We start from the raw sequence: 16,489 nt of genomic DNA on the forward strand, positions 1-16,489 counted from the left end.
TCTACCAACGCCCGGAGGCGCCGCCGCCGCCGAAACTCCCGCCGCCGCCGCTGAAGCCGCCGCCACCGCCCCCAAAACCGCCGCCGCCGAAGCCGCCGCCGTACCAGATACCGCCGCGTCGGCCGCGTCGGGCACGGCTGGTCAGGGCCAGCCAGGGGCCGAGAAACAGCAGCAGCACCAGCCAGCCGAAGCGGTCCGGCTGGTCGCCGCTGCGGCCGCTGCCCTGGTACTCGCCGCGCACCGCCTGGATCATGGCGGCCACCCCGGCCTGCACGCCGCCGTCGAAATCGCCGCTGCGAAAACGCGGAATGATTTCATCGTCGATGATGCGCCCCGCCAGCAGATCGGTGAGCCGCCCCTCCAGGCCGTAGCCGACCTCGATGCGCATGGCCCGATCCTGCGCGGCGATGAGCAGCAGGGCGCCGTTGTCGCGGCCGCGCTGGCCGATGCCCCAGCTTTGGGCCACCCGCAGACTGTATTCCTCCAAAACCTCACCCTGCAGGCTGGGTACCGTCAGCACCACGAGCTGAGTCGAGTCGCTGGCCTCGAAGTCGCGCAGTTGCCGCTCCAGATCGCGCACCGTGGCGGCGGACAGGATGTTGGCCCGATCGTTGACGTAGCCGGTCGGCGCCGGCACCTCCAGGGCCGCCGCCGGGCCGCACAGGAACAGGACCAGGACGACGGCGATGGTCAGAAAGCGCTGCATGTCAGAACCTGACCTGAGGGGCCTGGGCCGCGCCGGGGTCGGCCTGGAACGGGGTCTTGCGCTCCAGCTTGAGCAGGAATTTGTTGGTCAGGTTGTTGGGGAAGGTGCGGATGGAGGTGTTGAACACCTGCACCGCCGTATTGTAACGCTGGCGGGCGACGTTGATGCGGTTTTCCGTGCCTTCCAGCTGGTGCTGCAGGTCGCGGAAGTTCTGGTTGGCCTTCAGGTCGGGATACTGCTCGGCCACCGCCAGCAGCCGGGACAGGGCGCCGGACATGTTCTGCTGGGCCGCCTGGAAGCGGGCCAGGGCCGCCGGATCGTTGAGCTGTTCGGCGCTCAGCTGGATGCGGCCGACCTGGGCGCGGGCCTCGGTGACGGCCTGCAGGGTTTCCCGCTCGTGGGCGGCATAGGCCTTGACCGTTTCCACCAGATTGGGGATGAGGTCGGCGCGCCGCTGGTAGGTGGCTTCGACATCGGCCCAGGCGGCGGTCACCGCCTCTTCGTTGGCCTGGATGCGGTTATAGCCGCAGCCGGGCAGCAGCATCACGCAGAGCAGCAGCAGAGGCAGCCAGGAAGTTTTCGCACGCATGAGGGTCTCCTTTGCAAGGAAGGGAAAATTCGTCGGGTTCCAGTGTAATGGAGGGGCGGGCCGATGTAAAGGCCGGAGGGTTTGACAACCTTGGGCGGCCCGTTATGCTCAACGCAGGAGGTCAGCCATGGGCAAACATCTGGTATTGGCGGGCGGCGGTCACGCCCACATGACGGTCATGCGCAACCTGGAGCGCTTTCGCCAGCTCGGCCACCGGGTCACCTTGGTGAGTCCCGACCCCTATCACTATTACTCCGGCATGGGGCCCGGGCTGCTGGGCGGCACCTACCGGCCGCAGCAGGTGCGGTTTCACGTGCGACGCATGGTCGAAGATCGGGGCGGTACCTTTCTGGCCGACCGGGTGGTGCGCATCGATGCGGCCCGTCGCGAGCTGCTGCTGGCTTCCGGGACCCTGCTGCCCTACGATGTGGCCTCCTTCAATACCGGCAGCGGCGTGCCCCTGGCGGCCCTGGACGCCGGTCCGGGAGTGACGGCGGTCAAGCCCATTCATCAACTGCTGGAGGTGCGGCAACAGATCCGGCAAGCCCTGACCGCCGGGGCCCTGCGGCTGCTGGTGGTGGGCGGCGGCCCGGCGGGGGTCGAACTGGCCGGCAATCTCTGGCGGCTGGTGGACCAGGCCGGCGGGGCGGCCGACATCATCGTGCTGGCGGGCCGGCGCCTGCTGGGCGCCTTTCCCGAGGGGGTGCGCCGCCGCGCCCTGGCCTCCCTAATGCAGCGCGGTATCGCGGTCCGCGAGGGGCTGCACGTCACCAGTCTCGCCGGCCGGCAGGCGCTGTTGTCCGACGGCAACCGACTGCCCTTCGATTTCGCCCTGGTCGCCACCGGCGTCCAGCCGTCCACCATCTTCCGCGATTCCGGTCTGCCGGTTGGCCCGGACGGCGGCCTGCTGGTCAACCGGCAGCTGCAAGCCGACGGTCGGCCCGAACTGTTCGGCGGCGGCGACTGCATCAGCTTCCAGCCCCGGCCCCTGGCCAAGGTTGGCGTCTATGCCGTGCGCCAGAATCCCATCCTGTTCGCCAACCTCATGGCGGCTCTGGAGAGCCGGGCCCTGCAGCCCTTCCAGCCCCAGCAGGCCTATCTGTTGATTCTCAACCTGGGCGACGGCCGGGGCGTTTTCAACCGCGGCCGCCTGACCTTCGGCGGCCAATGGGTGTTTGCCCTCAAGGATCGCATCGATCGGGCGTTCATGGCGCGCTTTCAGGTGAGCGGCGAACTCACGGAAGCGGAAACTGAGTGAAATTCATAGGATGTGCCGAGGGGCCGGATTAGGTCCGCCCCTCCGTGATCCCTTTCAAGGAGACGCATACGATGGGTATTCTCGACTATTTCAAGCCCGTGGAAACCTGGGATGCGGACCAGGTGCGGCAATTTCTGCAGGAGCACAAGCCTGATGAATACAACCTGGTGGACGTCCGCCAGCCCGGCGAATACGAGGACGGCCATCTGCCCGGGGCGCAGCTGATCCCGGTCAAGGACCTGGAGGAGCAACTGGAGCAATTGGATCCCGACAAGACGACCATCACCTATTGTGCCGCCGGGGTGCGCAGTCGCGCCGGGGCCACGGTTCTGGCCCGAGCCGGCTTCCGCCAAGTGGTCAGCATGAGCGGCGGCATCCGGGCCTGGGAAGGGCTGGTCGCCGAGGGCGAACCGGAACTCGGTGCCACCTGGTTCGCGCCCGGCCAGACCGTCGCCGAGCACCTGGCCCTGGCCTGGTTGCTGGAGGACGGCACCCGGCAGTTCTACGCCGCCCTGGCCGCGGGCCGCACCGACCCGGGCGAGGTCGATCTGTTCCGGCGCCTGAGCGCCGTCGAGGAGCAGCATCAGGCCACCCTGCGCGCCTTGCTGCGGGACCTGGCGGGCAAGGCGGAACCGCCGGCGCAGATTCTGGAAGAGCGGGGCGGGACTACGGTTCTCGAGGGCGGCATCACCCTGGAACAGGCCTTAAACTGGGTGATGGGCAAGGATCTGCGCCGCATCCTGGAATTGGCCATGGGTTTGGAAACCAACGCCTGGGACCGCTACCTGCTCATGCAGCGGGCGGCGGACTCGGCGCCGAGTCGGGAAGCCTTCGGGCGCCTGGCGGAGGAGGAAAAGCGCCATCTGGGTCTGCTGGGGGCCGAACTGGACCGGGTGCTGGTCCGAGAACGGTAGCCGGCGGTTGAGCAGGCGCCGGCCGCTTTTGAGAAAAGATGAGGGGCGCGTTGCCGGGCAACGCGCCCCCCCATCTTTACGGTGTCTGCTGCAGGATGCGGTAGAAATCGCTGTCGGTGGAAATCACCAGGCGACCGTTCTCCCCGGTGCTCTTGCGATAGGCTTCCAAGCTGCGCAAAAAGGCGTAGAACTGCCGGTCCTGATTGTAGGCCGCAGCATAAATGGCCGCCGCCGTGGCGTCGGCCTTGCCGCGAATCTCCACGGATTGGCGGTAGGCGTCCGAGGTGATGCTTTTCAGCTCCTTTTCCATCTGGCCGAGGATGTCGGCCTTCTCGCCTTCCCCTTCGGAGCGGAACTGGGCGGCGACCTTTTTGCGTTCCGAGATCATGCGTTCATAGACCCGCTGCCGGACCTGGTCGACGTAATTGATGCGCTTGATCTGCACGTCGATGAGTTCGATGCCGTATTCCGGCATGCTGGTTTTGGCCTTGGCCAGGATGCCGGCCAGGAGTTCCTCGCGGCCCACCAACTGATCCGTGGCGATGGGCGTGCCCTCCAGTTCGATGACCTCGACGCTGTCGCCGGGCGCCTGGTAGCCGCTGCCGCGCACCAGTTCCACCAGCAGGTGGCCGGAGACGGCGTCGCGTACCACGGAATCGATGATGTCATCCAGGCGGCTCAGACCGCCTCTTTCGGTGGCGACGCTCCGGTAAAACTGCAGGGGGTCGACAATGCGCCAACGGGCCGTGGTGTCGACCCAGATGAAACGCTTGTCCTTGGTCGGAATCTGGTTGGGGTCGCCGTCCCATTTCAGGATGCGCTTTTCAAACCGGTGGACGGTCTGGATGAGGGGCAGTTTGACGTGCAGGCCGGCCTGGCGGACGCCGCCGACGGGGCGGCCGAACTGGGTGACCAGAGCCTGCTCGCCCTCCTGGACGACGAAGAAGGCGCTCAGGCTGAGGAAGGCCGCCAGCAGCAGGATGGGTGCCAGGATCTTTTTCATCACGGTTGTCCCCCTTTCGGTTCGCCGCGCAGGGGCAGCAGGGGCAGGGCGCCTCCGGTTTTGCGATCCATGACATAGATCTCCTTCAACTTCGGCAGAATCTCCTCCATGGTTTCCAGGTACAGGCGCTGTTTGGTGACCTCCGGCGCCTTGCGGTATTCGGCCAGCAGGGCGCTGAAGCGGCTGCTTTCGCCGCGCGCCTGGTTGATGCGCTCCAGGGCATAGCCTTCCGCCTCGAGAATGGTCCGGCGGGCGACGCCGCGGGCTTTGGGCACTTCTTTGTTGTACTGTTCGCGGGCCTGGAAGATCAGGCTTTCCTTCTGCTGTTCGGCTTCGTTGACCTCGTTGAAGGCGTTTTTCACCGGGTTGGGCGGGGTCACGTCCTGGAACTTGACGGTGACGATGCGCACCCCGATGTCGTACTGGTCGAGCAAGACCTGCAGATCCTTCTCAATGAGGGTCGAAAGCATGGCCCGGTCGGTGGTCAGCACCTCGTTGACGTTGGAAGAGCCGATGACCTTGCGCACCATGGCTTCGGCCAGGTCGCGGATGGCCTCAACCGGGTCGTGGATGTGAAACAGGAACTTGAAGGGGTCGGCGATGCGATACTGGACGATCCACTCCACGTCGGTGACGTTGAGATCGCCGGTCAGGGTCAGGGATTCATCCTCGTAACCCTTCTTGGCGTAGGTGCTGCGCACCCCGGTCTGCAGGGTACGGAAGCCGAACTCCTCCTTGTTGACGCGGCCGGTAGCGGCCCGGTAGACCCGATCGATGCCGAAGGGCAGCTTCAGATGCAGGCCCGGTTCGGCATAGCCGGCGAATTCTCCGAAGCGCAGCAGGACGCCGGTCTCCTCCGTGTCGATTTTGTACAGGGAGGTGAACAGGGCGAGGATGACCAACAGGCCGATGAGGATGGCCGGCCAGGGGCGCCGGCCGGGACTGGGTCCGGTGCGCGGGCCGGCGGCCTGCCGGCCGCGCAGCCGGGCCAGCAGGCGGAGCAACTCCTCGACAGGGTTGCCGGGCTGTTGCCGGTCAGGTGGGGACATGGTTCCTCCTTGTGGGTTGACGGTTGGGTCCAAGAGGTGTCGATGCAGGGAAAGATAACAGGTTTTTCATCCATTGACGAGCAAAACCGGTTGCTTTTGGTCCCTTCGCAGCCTGTTGGCTCCCCGTCGGAAGTTGTGATACCATTCAAAAAAAGCGTTGAACCCAGCGGTCGGCACCAATCGGCAACCCTAAAGGACCATCAGGCAGTGGGCGACAAGAAGACTATCAACGAAACCGGATCCGAAGAGCAGAGCGCGGTGCGCACCCGGCAACCGTCCCTGTTCAGGGTGTTGATGCACAACGACGATTACACCACCATGGAATTCGTTGTGCAGGTTCTCGAGACGGTATTCCACAAACCGGCCGCCGAGGCCAACCGCATCATGCTCAACGTGCATGCCCAGGGGGTCGGTGTTTGCGGAACCTATCCCCATGAGGTTGCCGAAACCAAGGTCTATCGCGTCCACAAGATGGCGCGCAGCGCCGGTTATCCGCTGCGCTGCAGCCTCGAGGAGGCGTAAAGGAGGCGGTTATGTTCGCCCAGGAAGTCCAGATTACCTTTTCCCTGGCGGTGCGCGAAGCCCAGCGCCGCCATCATGAATACCTGACCACCGAGCATATCCTGTACGCCATGCTGTTCGAGGACCAGGGGCGGGCCTTGCTGACCGGTTGCGGCGCGGACCCCGACGAACTCAAGGGCGAACTGGAGGGCTATTTCACCGAAAAGCTGACCAGCCTGCCGGTGGACAGCGAGGTGGTGCCGGAACAGACCCTGGGCTTGCAGCGGGTGCTGCAGCGGGCGGTGCTGCATCTTCATTCGGCCGGCAAAAAGGAGATCACCATCGGCGATATCCTGGCCGCCATGTTCGAGGAAAAACACTCCCACGCGGTCTATTTTCTGGAAAGCCAGGGCGTGACGCGGCTGGATGTGCTGAACTTCATCGCCCACGGCGTGACCAAGGTGCATCGGACGCCGACCCCGCAGCCGGGGGAGGGTGATCACCAGGAAGCCCCGGGGGAGGGCAAGAGCACGCCGTCCCGCGATCCCCTGGAGGCCTTCACCGTCAACCTGGTGCAGCGGGCCCGGGAAGGGCGCATCGATCCCCTCATCGGCCGCACCCGCGAGATCGAGCGGACCGTGCAGGTGCTCTGCCGGCGGCGCAAGAACAATCCCATCTACGTCGGCGAGGCCGGGGTCGGCAAGACCGCCATGGCCGAGGGCCTGGCCCTGCGCATCAGTCGCGGCGAGGTGCCCGACCTGTTGCGGGATTGCGAAATCTACGCCCTGGACATGGGCGCCCTGCTGGCCGGCACCAAGTTCCGCGGCGATTTCGAGGAGCGCATCAAGGCGGTCATCAACGCCCTCGAGCAGCGTCCCGAGGCCATTCTGTTCATCGACGAGATTCATACCGTGGTCGGTGCCGGCGCCACCAGCGGCGGCTCCCTGGATGCCTCCAACATCCTCAAGCCGGTGCTGGGCAACGGCTCCCTGCGCTGTATCGGTTCCACCACCTACGAAGAATACAAGAACCTGTTCGACAAGGACCGCGCTCTGTCGCGCCGCTTCCAGAAGATCGACATCCTGGAGCCGAGCGTCGAGGAGACCGTGGCCATTCTGCAGGGCCTGCGCGAGCACTACGAAGCCCACCACGGTATCCGCTATACGGATGAAGCCCTGCGGGCGGCGGTGGAACTGGCGGCGCGCCACATCAACTTCCGCCACCTGCCGGACAAGGCCATCGACGTCATCGACGAGGTCGGGGCGGCCCTGCGCCTGGCCGGCGGCCAGGTGGCCGACGTGGCGGCGGTGGAAAAGGTGGTCGCCGCCATGGCCCGCATCCCCGAGCGCAGCGTCTCGGTGTCCGATCGCAAGCGCCTCAAGCACCTGGATCGGGATCTGAAGCGTCAGGTGTTCGGCCAGGACCAGGCCATCGACGCCCTGTGCCGGGCGGTACTGCGGGGGCGGGCCGGTCTCGGCAATCCCGACAAACCCACCGGCTCCTTCCTGTTCACCGGCCCCACCGGAGTCGGCAAGACCGAGGTGGCGCGTCAGCTGGCCCTGCAGCTGGGGGTCGAATTCATCCGCTTCGACATGAGCGAATACATGGAGAAGCACTCGGTCTCGCGGCTCATCGGCGCCCCGCCGGGCTACGTCGGCTTCGACCAGGGCGGCCTGCTGACGGATGCGGTGGTCAAGCAGCCCCATGCGGTGCTGTTGCTGGACGAAATCGAGAAGGCCCATCCCGACCTGTTCAGCATCCTGCTGCAGGTCATGGACCATGGCACTCTGACGGACAACAACGGCAAGCAGGCCGATTTCCGCAATCTGGTGTTGATCATGACCAGCAATGCCGGCGGCCGGGAAATGAGCGCCAACCCCATCGGTTTCGGATCGACGACGGCCGGGGTTCCCCGTCATGCGGTCGAGCAGGCTTTTTCACCGGAGTTCCGCAACCGTCTGGACGCCATCATTTCCTTTCAGCCCCTGGGCCGGGAAACCATGCTCCGGATTGTGGACAAGTTTCTCGATCAGTTGCGTCTGCGTCTGGCGGAGCGCCGGGTGACTCTGGCCGTGTCGCCGGCGGCACGGGCCTGGCTGGCGGAAAAGGGCTACGATCCCCGCTTCGGAGCGCGGCCCCTGGGGCGGCTCATCGAGCAGGAAATCAGCGATGCCGTGGCGCGGGAAATGTTGTTCGGCGCCCTGGTCGAGGGCGGCACGGTGCGGGTCGGGATGCGAGCCGGGTCCCTGCAGTTCCGCTTCGACTGACAGGCTGTCAACAGGGTTTCCACATGCCGGTCTACCAACTCGTGGATGAACTGATTTTTCCTCCGACGGAGCGGGCCGAACCCTGCGGCCTGCTCGCCCTGGGCGGCGATCTGAGCCCGCGCCGCCTGCTGCTGGCCTACAGCCTCGGCATCTTCCCCTGGTACAACGACGGCGAGCCCATTCTGTGGTGGGCACCGGAACCCCGTTGCGTGCTCGACCCGGCCGCATTGCGCTATTCCCGCAGCCTGCGCCGGAGCCTGCGGGGGCATGATTTCCGGGTCACCTTCAACCAGGCCTTTGCCGCGGTGATGAGGGCCTGCGCGACCATGCCGCGCACTGTCGGGCCCGGGACCTGGATCACGGCGGACATGGAGCAGGCCTACCTGCGGCTGCATGCCATGGGCTATGCCCATTCGGTGGAAAGCTGGCTCGGGGACGAGTTGGTCGGCGGACTCTACGGCGTCGGTTTGGGACGGTGCTTTTTCGGCGAGTCCATGTTCCGCTTCCGGTCCGGCGCTTCCCGGGTGGCCCTGGTCGCCCTCTGCCGGCGCCTGGTGGAGGTCGGGGTCGGCCTGTTCGATTGTCAACAGCCCTCGCCGCACCTGTTGGCCCTCGGCGCCCGCAATATTCCCCGACGCGAATTCATGGCACGGCTGCGCGCTCTCGAGGTCCGCCCTTCAACCTCCCCCCGTCCCATGCCCGCCTTGGTGTAAGTCCCATTTCCGCCGCCTGCAATGGCCTTTTCAGACCGACGGTTGCTGCATAAAAATTATGCAAAATGCCACAAATCCGCCAGCGACGGGGGATCGCGAGGTTCATCCGGCATGTTCCCCACAGGGTTTTCCACGAACCTGTGGATGAATCGAGAAAAGCACTATAAATCAATGTGTTGTGGATTTGTTTCGAGGGGATTTACGGGGCCCGGCAACAATGTGCCACCGGGCGGATGCGGGTTTCGCGGAAAAAAGCTAATCGTGTTCTAACCTTATGCGAACCATCGGGGGCAGTCGGCCATCGTGGTGAAATGACCGTCTGCCCCCGGTGTTTTCACGGCGCCGGGCAAGGGCTTGATCCGGGTCACCGTGGCGCGCTGCGCTGCCGCTCGCGAATGAAGCGTTCGATGCGTTCCTGATCCCGAGCCAGAATTTTGGCGAATTGCAGTCCGGCCGTGCAGGTGCCCGTCTCATGCTTTTCGACCCAGACGGTTTCGGCCAGGGTGCAGATGGGGGGCGTGGCCGGTTCGAACTGCAGCAGCATGAGGCACAGGTCGGCCACCTGCAGCGGGTTTTTAAAGCCCAGGCGAATGCCTCCGGTGCTGAGGTTGACCAAGCCGCGGGGCAGGGTCGGCGGCGGCCCGGCGGGGGACTCGACGATGGCGGCCAGTTGCCTGGACCATTGCAGTCGCGCGGCGGACAGGGGGGCTACGGCACGGCTGAAACGGATGCCGATGGTGGCATTGAGGCGCTGCCGGGGTCGCCGCTGGAACAGGTTGAGATCGCCGTTCAGACGAAATCGCAACAGGCCGGGTTCCACCTGCCGCTCCAGGGTGGCCGCGGCGCGCAGACCGAGACCGCGGTTATCGGAAAACAATTCGACGGGGGTGCCGGGTTTCCACAGCAGGGGTTCGTCGGCCGCACAGGGATAGGGCAGGGCGATGAGGCAGAGTCCTTCGTGGATTTCCTGGCAGTAGCCGGTCAGGGTTTCCAGTCGATCATCGCCCCGGGCCGGACTGGCCAGGCAAAGTTGGACTTTCTGTCCCGGTCGAAAATAGCGTTTGAACATGAACTCTCCCGGTTGGTTCAGGCTGGTGAAGACTGAAAGCTGAAGGGCGTTGAGGGAATTCGCAGCCGGTAACCCGGGACTCAAAAGCAAATCCTGTACCATTGTTTAATTGGATATTATTTATCGTCCGGTTCCGCCAAGCCCAGGCGTCCGGTCAGGTCATCCATGAATTGACGGGCCACCCGGCCGGAGCGGGCGCCGCGTGACAGGGCCCAGCGCAGGGCGGCGGTGGTCAGTTGCGGTTCGTCCATGGCCAGGTTGCGCTTGGCGGCCAGATGCCGGCAGATGGCCAGGTAGGTGTCCTGATCCATGGGGTAGAAGCCGATGGTGAGGCCGAACCGATCGGACAGGGAGATTTTTTCCGCCACGGTTTCTTCCGGATGAATCTCCTGATCGGCGAGCACGTCCTGAAAATGCTCCGGCAGCAGATGGCGCCGGTTGCTGGTGGCGTAAACCAGGATGTTGGCGGCCCGCGATTCCAGACTCCCTTCGAGGAGAGCCTTGAGTTCCCGATAGTTGTGCTCGGCGTCGGCAAAGGCCAGATCGTCGCAGAACAGGATGAACCGGAAGGGCTGTTGGCGCAGCAGGGCGGTGATGCGCGGCAACTGGTACAGGTCGTCCTTCTGCACCTCAATCAATCGCAGGCCGCGCTTGGCGAATACCGGCAGCAGGCTTTTCACCGCCGACGACTTGCCGCTGCCCCGCTCGCCCCAGAGCAGGACGTTGTTGGCCGGCAGCCCGCGCACGAACTGTTCGGTGTTGCGATGCAGGCGGCGCAGGGCGCCGTCGATGCCGAGCAGATCCGTGTGGTCGGGCAGATCGGGAAATGCGACTCCTTCCAGCACGCCGCCTTCGCCACGCGAGCGCCAGCGCAAGGCGATGAATTCCTGAAAGATGCCCGCCTCCAGTTCATAGAGGGCCAATTGGCGGGTCAGGTATTCCTCGCCCAAATCGAGCATGCGGTCGAGGCGTTCCAGCAGGTATTCCCAATCGATTTCCACGGTATCGTTGATCATGACATGCGACTCCTTGCAAAGATAGCCCGGCGGGCCCTGCCATCATAGCAGAATCCGGGCGACCGGACCCGGGAAAAGATGTATGAAGGCCCTGGCCTGGCCACGAAGTTTGTGCTACAACCCCGGTTGTCCGGCGTGACAGGAAGGAATTACATGGCAAAGCCAATCATGCAGATGTTTGCGGTAACGGCGCCCGGCCTGGAGTCGGTCTGTGCCGGCGAATTGCAGGAGCTCGGTCTGCCGGGAGTGTACATGGAGTCCGGCGGGGTGGCCTTTGAGGGCGGACCGGCCGAGCTCTATCGGGCCAATCTGTGGCTGCGCAGCGCCGGTCGGGTGCTGGTCCGGCTGGGGGAATTCCGCTGCCGGGATTTTCCCGAGCTGTATCGCAAGGCCCTGCGCCTGCCCTGGGGGCGTTTCATCCGGCCGGCCACCCCGGTGCGGCTGCGGGTCACCAGTCATGCTTCCCGCTTGATGCATACCGACCGCATCGCCGCAACCCTGCAGGAGGCCCTGCAACGGGTCCTGAATGCGCTCCCGGCGGCGGCGGGCGACCCGCAATTGCTGGTAGTGCGCCTGGATCAGGATGTCTGCCAGGTATCCGTGGACAGCAGCGGCGATTTGCTGCACCGGCGGGGCTACCGCGAGGCCGTTGGGGCGGCCCCCTTGCGGGAAACTTTGGCTGCCGGGGCCCTGCTGCGCCTGGGGTGGGATGGGCGTGGTCCCCTGGTGGATCCCATGTGCGGGTCGGGAACCCTGGTCATCGAGGGAGCCCTGTTGGCCCGGCAGCGGGCGCCGGGCCTGTTGCGGTCCTTCGCCTTCATGCACTGGCCCCATTTCCGGCCCGGCTTGTGGGGCGCGCTGATGGAGCAGGCCCGTCGGTCTGAAAGGGTCGGGCAGAGCCTGCCGTTGCTGTTGGGCCGGGACCAGGACGCCGAGGTGCTGGCCGCGGCCCGCGCCAACGCCGCGCGGGCCGATGTGGCCGCCCAGGTCGTCTGGCAGCAGGCGGCCATCGAACAGGGCGATGCGGTGGCCGGGCCGGGCCTGGTGATCTGTAATCCTCCCTATGGCGCCCGCCTCGGCGATGCGGCCGGGCTGGTAACCCTTTATCAGCAGATCGGCCAAGCCTATCGCCGTGACTTTAAAGGCTGGCGGGGCGCTCTGCTGTGCCCCGGGGGAAGCTTGCTGGCAGCCACCGGTCTGCCCTGGCGGCAGCTGGAGCGGCTCCACAACGGCGGCATCGAAATCGGTCTGTACCAGACGGAACTGTAACCAACCTGCGGGGAACGTCATCGCTTCGGGACCGGCCGCGGGCAGCGTCCGGGCGGGCGCCAATGGTGAAATATAGCGAATTTTTCCTTGATTTTTTGACAATTGGAACATATAATCACGCTCCTTGCCATGCTTGCACGGCGAGGAGATGAAACGGGGAAAGCGAGGTGAAGTTCCGTGGAAATACAGGTTGTCGACAACAACGTTGAAAAAGCCATCCGGGTGCTCAAGCGCAAGCTGCAACAGGAAGGGCTGTTCCGTGAAATGAAACAGCGGAAATTCTATGAAAAGCCCAGCGTCAAGCGTAAGCGCAAGGAAAAAGAAGCGCAGCGGCGTTTGCGGAAGAAGCTCCGCCTGATGAAGAAATCCTGATACCTCGCAGGACTTTTTCGACAAAATTGAAGGGCCGGTCACCTTGTGTTGACCGGCCCTTTCTGTTGTTAGTGTCCCGTGCGGTCAGTCCGGTCTTCAAATTCCGGCCCTTTTGGTCGCTGGCTGCGTTCCGCCTTCTCGGCTTAACTCTGGCTAGGCCTGCGTCGGCGCGCCTTGCCAGCAACCAAAATCTCTCGGAATTTCTTGACACGACTAACCGCAAGAGACACTAGGTGCCGGCATCCGAAGGATGCCGGCATGGGTATTTTTACGGTGCCGGGAAAGATTGGCTATGCCGGGATGACCGGCAGTTCCAGTCCGGCGATCTTTTGCAGCAGCCGCACCACCTGGGATGCGTAACCGAATTCATTGTCGTACCAGACATACAGCACGCAGCGGTTGCCGGTTACGATGGTCGCCAGGGAGTCGACCACCCCGGCATGGCGCGAGCCGATGAAGTCGCTGCTGACCAGTTCCGGTGAGTTGACGAAGGCAATCTGGTTCTGCAGGGGCGAATGCAGGGCCGTGTCCCGCAGGTGATCGTTCAGTTCCGACACGCTGGTTTCCTTGGCCAGGGTCAGGTTGACCACCGCCAGGGAGACATTGGGGACCGGCACGCGGATGGCGTTGCCGGTCAGCTTGCCGGCCAGTTCCGGCAGCGCCTTGGCCACCGCCTGGGCGGCGCCGGTGGAGGTGAGAACCATGTTCAGGGCGGCGGCGCGGCCGCGGCGGTCCCCTTTATGGTAGTTGTCGATAAGGTTCTGGTCATTGGTGTAGGAATGACAGGTTTCAAGGTGGCCGTTGACCACGCCGAAACGATCGTTGACGGCTTTGAGTACCGGTACCACGGCGTTGGTGGTGCAACTGGCGGCGGAATAGATGGTCTCGTCGCCATTGACCTCGTGGTGATTGATGCCGAATACGATATTGGGAATATCGCCTTTGCCCGGTGCGGTGAGAATGACCTTGGCGACACCCTGGGACTGCAGATGCAGGCCCAGGCCGGCCCGATCCCGCCACTTGCCGGTGTTGTCGATGACGATGGCGTTGTGGATGCCGTACTGGGTATAGTCGATGCCGTCGGGGCTGTTGGCATAGATCAGGCGCACCATGTTGCCGTTGGCGATAATGGCGTTTTCTTCCTTGTCCAGGGTGATGACGGCGTTGAACGGCCCGTGGACCGAATCCCGCTCCAGCAGGCTGGCGCGTTTCATGAGGTCTTCATCGGAACCTTTGCGGACCACGATGGCGCGCAGGCGCAGTTTGTCGCCGCCGCCGGTTTTTTCAATGAGCAAACGGGCCAGCAGGCGGCCGACCCGGCCGAAACCGTACAGCACCACGTCCTGGGGTTCCTTCAACAGGGCGTTTTTGCCCTTGTTGACCGGCATCAGTTCCTGGCGCACGAAATCTTCCAACGGGGTGCCGTTGCCCTGGGCCCGGAACCGGACCGTCAGCTTGCCGATGTCGACGCGGCAGGGAGAAAGGTCGAGCCGGCTCAAAGCCTGCAGAATGGGGAAGGTATCGAGGACCGAAAGCTGGCTTTCCAGGACCTGTTGAGCGAATTGATGGGCATTGAGCACGCCGATGACCGTTTGGTTGACCAGCGACTGCCCATAGACGTTGATGTTGACACCCCGATCCCGATATAGATGGCCAATCAGCGGCAACATCGCTTCGGCCGTTTCATCCTGATTGATCCAGTTTTTCAGATACGCTTCCTGTTTCTCGATGGTCATGGCTGCTCCCTTGTCTGGATGCTGATTCGTCAACCCCGTCCTGGATAAAAGCGGTACATCGTAAACAAAGCCCGCATGCGTTTCAAGAAACTTTTACGCCAGATGCGGGCCAGTTTCAACTGGACTTATGATGTCGTTCTGATATTAATGGTGCTGTTGCCCGGTGCGGACCGTGCCGGTTTCGGCTTGGGCCGGGTTCAAGTACGGCAGCGTGTCCGGGTGGTTTTGGGGGCATTTAAAATACACTCATTTTAAACCGGACAACTTGCCTTTTCAACCCATTTATTGCTATTTTTTGTTACTTTTTACTCGATATGGCATGCTGTCCCCGTTTGCGGGCTGCGGCGTGCCTTCCTGCGGTCATGATTCAGCGCTCGTCATAGAAGGAGGACAAAGCCATGGCGGACAAGGCATTTTATCGGGCACTGGGGCTGGTCAACACGCGTGACATGTTTGCCCGGGCAATGGCGGACGGCTACGCGATTCCGGCATATAATTTCAACAACCTCGAACAGTTGCAGGCCATCATCCAGGCCTGCTCGGAAACCGCTTCGCCGGTCATCATCCAGGTCAGCAAGGGCGCGCGTCAATACGCCAATGCGACCATGCTGCGGCACATGGCCCTCGGTGCCGTGGAGATGGCCCGCGAACAGGGCTCGGCCATCCCCGTGGCCCTGCACCTGGATCATGGCGACTCCTTCGAACTCTGTCAGTCCTGCATCGAGTCGGGGTTCTCCTCGGTCATGATTGACGGATCCCACCTGCCCTACGACGAAAACGTGGCCCTGACCCGGCGCGTGGTGGAATTCGCCCATGCCCATGACGTCACGGTGGAGGGCGAACTTGGCGTTCTGGCCGGCATCGAGGATGAGGTATCGGCGGAGCATTCGACCTATACCCAACCCGAGGAAGTGGAAGACTTCGTGACTCGCACCGGGGTCGATTCCCTGGCCATCTCCATCGGTACCAGCCATGGCGCCTACAAATTCAAGGTCAAGCCGGGCCAGGAGCCGCCGCCCCTGCGGTTCGACATCCTGGCGGAGGTGGAGCGCCGCATCCCCGGCTTTCCCATCGTCCTGCACGGCGCTTCCAGCGTGGTGCCCGCCTACGTCGATCTCATCAACCGCTATGGCGGTCGGCTGGAAGGGGCGGTCGGTATCTCCGAAGAGCAGTTGCGGCGCGCCGCGCAAAGCGCCGTATGCAAAATCAATATCGATTCCGACGGTCGCCTGGCGGTGACGGCCAAGGTGCGCGAATATCTGGCCAACCATCCGGAGGAGTTCGATCCGCGCAAGTACCTGGGGGCGGCCCGGCAGGAGCTGGTGGCTCTGATCCGGCATAAAAATACCCACGTGGTCGGCAGCGCCGGAAGGGCCTGAAGCCCAGAATCCTGAAACCTTTAGCAAAACGGGCTGCATCTCATGTTGCATCAACGCCGGGTGGTATTGAGGGAGCTGTTGCGGGATCCGGATCAGGGCGTGCGCGAGGCGGCCGCGCAGGCCCTCGAGCGGCTGGAAGCCGCCATGGCGCTCAAGGACGTGTTGCAGGTGCTGCAGAACGGCCGGCGCGGCGAACAGGTACGTGCCCTGATGGCCCTGGAGACGATTCACAGTCCGCGGGTTTTCTCTCCGCTGCTGGCCGCCCTCAAGCATGCCGATGCTGATTTGCGCTGTGTCGCCCTGCAGGTGCTGGGACGCAAGCAGCATGCGAAGACCCTGGGACATATGGTCCCCTGCCTGAAGGATCCGCATCCCGCGGTACGGGTTCAGGCCGCCGAAGCCCTGGGACATTTTCAGGATCGGCGCCTGGTACCCTGTCTGCTCGCGGTGCTCGATGATCCGGACGAGCAGCTGGTCGGGCAGGCGGCCGCTTCCCTGGGTCGCATCGGCGCGCCGGAGGCGCATGCGCCGCTATTGAGACTGACCGGCGATGCGCGTCCCGCGGTGCGGCGGGCAGCCGCCCGGGCCTTGGGGGAATTGTCCCTGGGCGACGGGGAGGAGGCGCCGGCCGCTTCGTAAAATGGCCGG

15 protein-coding genes and 1 pseudogene are annotated in these 16,489 nt (G+C 64.1%); 9 read left to right on the plus strand and 7 right to left on the minus strand.

Features of this window, described 5'->3' with window-relative positions; genetic code table 11:
* Position 1: 1 nt before the first annotated feature.
* A complete protein-coding gene (locus JQN68_RS01260) occupies positions 2 to 706 on the minus strand; it encodes a TPM domain-containing protein (RefSeq protein ID WP_225073199.1) in 705 nt (234 codons plus the stop codon).
* A 1-nt stretch (position 707) separates the two neighbouring features.
* The gene (locus JQN68_RS01265; RefSeq protein ID WP_225073198.1) at positions 708 to 1,295 is read right to left on the minus strand and encodes a LemA family protein; all 588 of its coding nucleotides are present in this window, start codon (positions 1,293 to 1,295) and stop codon (positions 708 to 710) included.
* 127 nt (positions 1,296 to 1,422) lie between these two features.
* Here JQN68_RS01265 and JQN68_RS01270 point away from each other — a divergent pair, with 127 nt between their 5' ends.
* Together JQN68_RS01270 and JQN68_RS01275 are read left to right on the plus strand one after the other, a co-directional pair.
* Positions 1,423 to 2,553: an NAD(P)/FAD-dependent oxidoreductase gene (locus tag JQN68_RS01270; RefSeq protein WP_225073197.1), complete on the plus strand. Its 1,131-nt coding sequence runs from the start codon at positions 1,423 to 1,425 to the stop codon at positions 2,551 to 2,553.
* Between the two features lie 71 nt (positions 2,554 to 2,624).
* The gene (locus tag JQN68_RS01275) at positions 2,625 to 3,467 is read left to right on the plus strand and encodes a rhodanese-like domain-containing protein (RefSeq protein ID WP_225073196.1); all 843 of its coding nucleotides are present in this window, start codon (positions 2,625 to 2,627) and stop codon (positions 3,465 to 3,467) included.
* A 76-nt stretch (positions 3,468 to 3,543) separates the two neighbouring features.
* Here JQN68_RS01275 and hflC read toward each other — a convergent pair whose 3' ends face one another.
* Both hflC and hflK read right to left on the minus strand, forming a co-directional pair.
* Positions 3,544 to 4,470, minus strand: a complete 927-nt coding sequence (gene hflC, locus JQN68_RS01280; protein ID WP_225073207.1) for a protease modulator HflC — start codon at positions 4,468 to 4,470, stop codon at positions 3,544 to 3,546.
* Complete coding sequence (gene hflK / locus JQN68_RS01285; RefSeq protein ID WP_225073195.1) at positions 4,470 to 5,519, minus strand: FtsH protease activity modulator HflK; 1,050 nt, start codon at positions 5,517 to 5,519, stop codon at positions 4,470 to 4,472. Before hflK ends, hflC begins: the two co-directional genes overlap by 1 nt.
* Positions 5,520 to 5,726: 207 nt before the next feature.
* Here hflK and JQN68_RS01290 point away from each other — a divergent pair, with 207 nt between their 5' ends.
* The 3 genes from JQN68_RS01290 to aat are packed head-to-tail and all read left to right on the plus strand — an operon-like array spanning position 5,727 to position 9,000.
* Positions 5,727 to 6,041: an ATP-dependent Clp protease adaptor ClpS gene (locus JQN68_RS01290; protein WP_225073194.1), complete on the plus strand. Its 315-nt coding sequence runs from the start codon at positions 5,727 to 5,729 to the stop codon at positions 6,039 to 6,041.
* 11 nt (positions 6,042 to 6,052) lie between these two features.
* On the plus strand, positions 6,053 to 8,287 hold the full coding sequence (gene clpA, locus JQN68_RS01295; RefSeq protein WP_225073193.1) for an ATP-dependent Clp protease ATP-binding subunit ClpA: 2,235 nt from the start codon (positions 6,053 to 6,055) through the stop codon (positions 8,285 to 8,287).
* 23 nt (positions 8,288 to 8,310) lie between these two features.
* Entirely contained in the window at positions 8,311 to 9,000 is a 690-nt protein-coding gene (aat, locus tag JQN68_RS01300) for a leucyl/phenylalanyl-tRNA--protein transferase (RefSeq protein ID WP_225073192.1), read from the plus strand.
* 364 nt (positions 9,001 to 9,364) lie between these two features.
* Here aat and JQN68_RS01305 read toward each other — a convergent pair whose 3' ends face one another.
* Together JQN68_RS01305 and JQN68_RS01310 are read right to left on the minus strand one after the other, a co-directional pair.
* Complete coding sequence (locus JQN68_RS01305) at positions 9,365 to 10,069, minus strand: PilZ domain-containing protein (protein WP_225073191.1); 705 nt, start codon at positions 10,067 to 10,069, stop codon at positions 9,365 to 9,367.
* A 116-nt stretch (positions 10,070 to 10,185) separates the two neighbouring features.
* The gene (locus JQN68_RS01310) at positions 10,186 to 11,085 is read right to left on the minus strand and encodes an ATP-binding protein (protein ID WP_225073190.1); all 900 of its coding nucleotides are present in this window, start codon (positions 11,083 to 11,085) and stop codon (positions 10,186 to 10,188) included.
* Between the two features lie 153 nt (positions 11,086 to 11,238).
* Here JQN68_RS01310 and JQN68_RS01315 point away from each other — a divergent pair, with 153 nt between their 5' ends.
* Together JQN68_RS01315 and rpsU are read left to right on the plus strand one after the other, a co-directional pair.
* On the plus strand, positions 11,239 to 12,354 hold the full coding sequence (locus JQN68_RS01315) for a THUMP domain-containing class I SAM-dependent RNA methyltransferase (protein ID WP_225073189.1): 1,116 nt from the start codon (positions 11,239 to 11,241) through the stop codon (positions 12,352 to 12,354).
* A 177-nt stretch (positions 12,355 to 12,531) separates the two neighbouring features.
* A pseudogene (gene rpsU / locus JQN68_RS01320) lies at positions 12,532 to 12,708 on the plus strand (30S ribosomal protein S21); the annotation flags it as partial.
* A gap of 308 nt (positions 12,709 to 13,016) precedes the next feature.
* Here rpsU and JQN68_RS01325 read toward each other — a convergent pair.
* A complete protein-coding gene (locus JQN68_RS01325; RefSeq protein ID WP_225073187.1) occupies positions 13,017 to 14,462 on the minus strand; it encodes a glyceraldehyde-3-phosphate dehydrogenase in 1,446 nt (481 codons plus the stop codon).
* A 398-nt stretch (positions 14,463 to 14,860) separates the two neighbouring features.
* On the opposite strand from JQN68_RS01325, the gene JQN68_RS01330 reads away from it, so the two are divergent.
* Entirely contained in the window at positions 14,861 to 15,841 is a 981-nt protein-coding gene (locus JQN68_RS01330; protein ID WP_225073186.1) for a class II fructose-bisphosphate aldolase, read from the plus strand.
* 42 nt (positions 15,842 to 15,883) lie between these two features.
* A complete protein-coding gene (locus JQN68_RS01335) occupies positions 15,884 to 16,480 on the plus strand; it encodes a HEAT repeat domain-containing protein (protein ID WP_225073185.1) in 597 nt (198 codons plus the stop codon).
* Positions 16,481 to 16,489 lie beyond the last annotated feature (9 nt).

Origin of the sequence: Desulfuromonas sp. CSMB_57 (genome assembly GCF_020194955.2) — a bacterium.
Classification (GTDB): Bacteria; Desulfobacterota; Desulfuromonadia; order Desulfuromonadales; family Syntrophotaleaceae; genus JAFCIY02.

Bases quoted from the DNA above. Each gene is read 5' to 3' on its own strand.
- JQN68_RS01260 (WP_225073199.1), bottom strand. From the start codon at position 706: ATGCAGCGCTTTCTGACCATCGCCGTCGTCCTGGTCCTGTTCCTGTGC.
- JQN68_RS01265 (WP_225073198.1), bottom strand. From the start codon at position 1,295: ATGCGTGCGAAAACTTCCTGGCTGCCTCTGCTGCTGCTCTGCGTGATG.
- JQN68_RS01270 (WP_225073197.1), top strand. From the start codon at position 1,423: ATGGGCAAACATCTGGTATTGGCGGGCGGCGGTCACGCCCACATGACG.
- JQN68_RS01275 (WP_225073196.1), top strand. From the start codon at position 2,625: ATGGGTATTCTCGACTATTTCAAGCCCGTGGAAACCTGGGATGCGGAC.
- hflC (WP_225073207.1), bottom strand. From the start codon at position 4,470: ATGAAAAAGATCCTGGCACCCATCCTGCTGCTGGCGGCCTTCCTCAGC.
- hflK (WP_225073195.1), bottom strand. From the start codon at position 5,519: ATGTCCCCACCTGACCGGCAACAGCCCGGCAACCCTGTCGAGGAGTTG.
- clpA (WP_225073193.1), top strand. From the start codon at position 6,053: ATGTTCGCCCAGGAAGTCCAGATTACCTTTTCCCTGGCGGTGCGCGAA.
- aat (WP_225073192.1), top strand. From the start codon at position 8,311: ATGCCGGTCTACCAACTCGTGGATGAACTGATTTTTCCTCCGACGGAG.
- JQN68_RS01305 (WP_225073191.1), bottom strand. From the start codon at position 10,069: ATGTTCAAACGCTATTTTCGACCGGGACAGAAAGTCCAACTTTGCCTG.
- JQN68_RS01310 (WP_225073190.1), bottom strand. From the start codon at position 11,085: ATGATCAACGATACCGTGGAAATCGATTGGGAATACCTGCTGGAACGC.
- JQN68_RS01315 (WP_225073189.1), top strand. From the start codon at position 11,239: ATGGCAAAGCCAATCATGCAGATGTTTGCGGTAACGGCGCCCGGCCTG.
- JQN68_RS01325 (WP_225073187.1), bottom strand. From the start codon at position 14,462: ATGACCATCGAGAAACAGGAAGCGTATCTGAAAAACTGGATCAATCAG.
- JQN68_RS01330 (WP_225073186.1), top strand. From the start codon at position 14,861: ATGGCGGACAAGGCATTTTATCGGGCACTGGGGCTGGTCAACACGCGT.
- JQN68_RS01335 (WP_225073185.1), top strand. From the start codon at position 15,884: ATGTTGCATCAACGCCGGGTGGTATTGAGGGAGCTGTTGCGGGATCCG.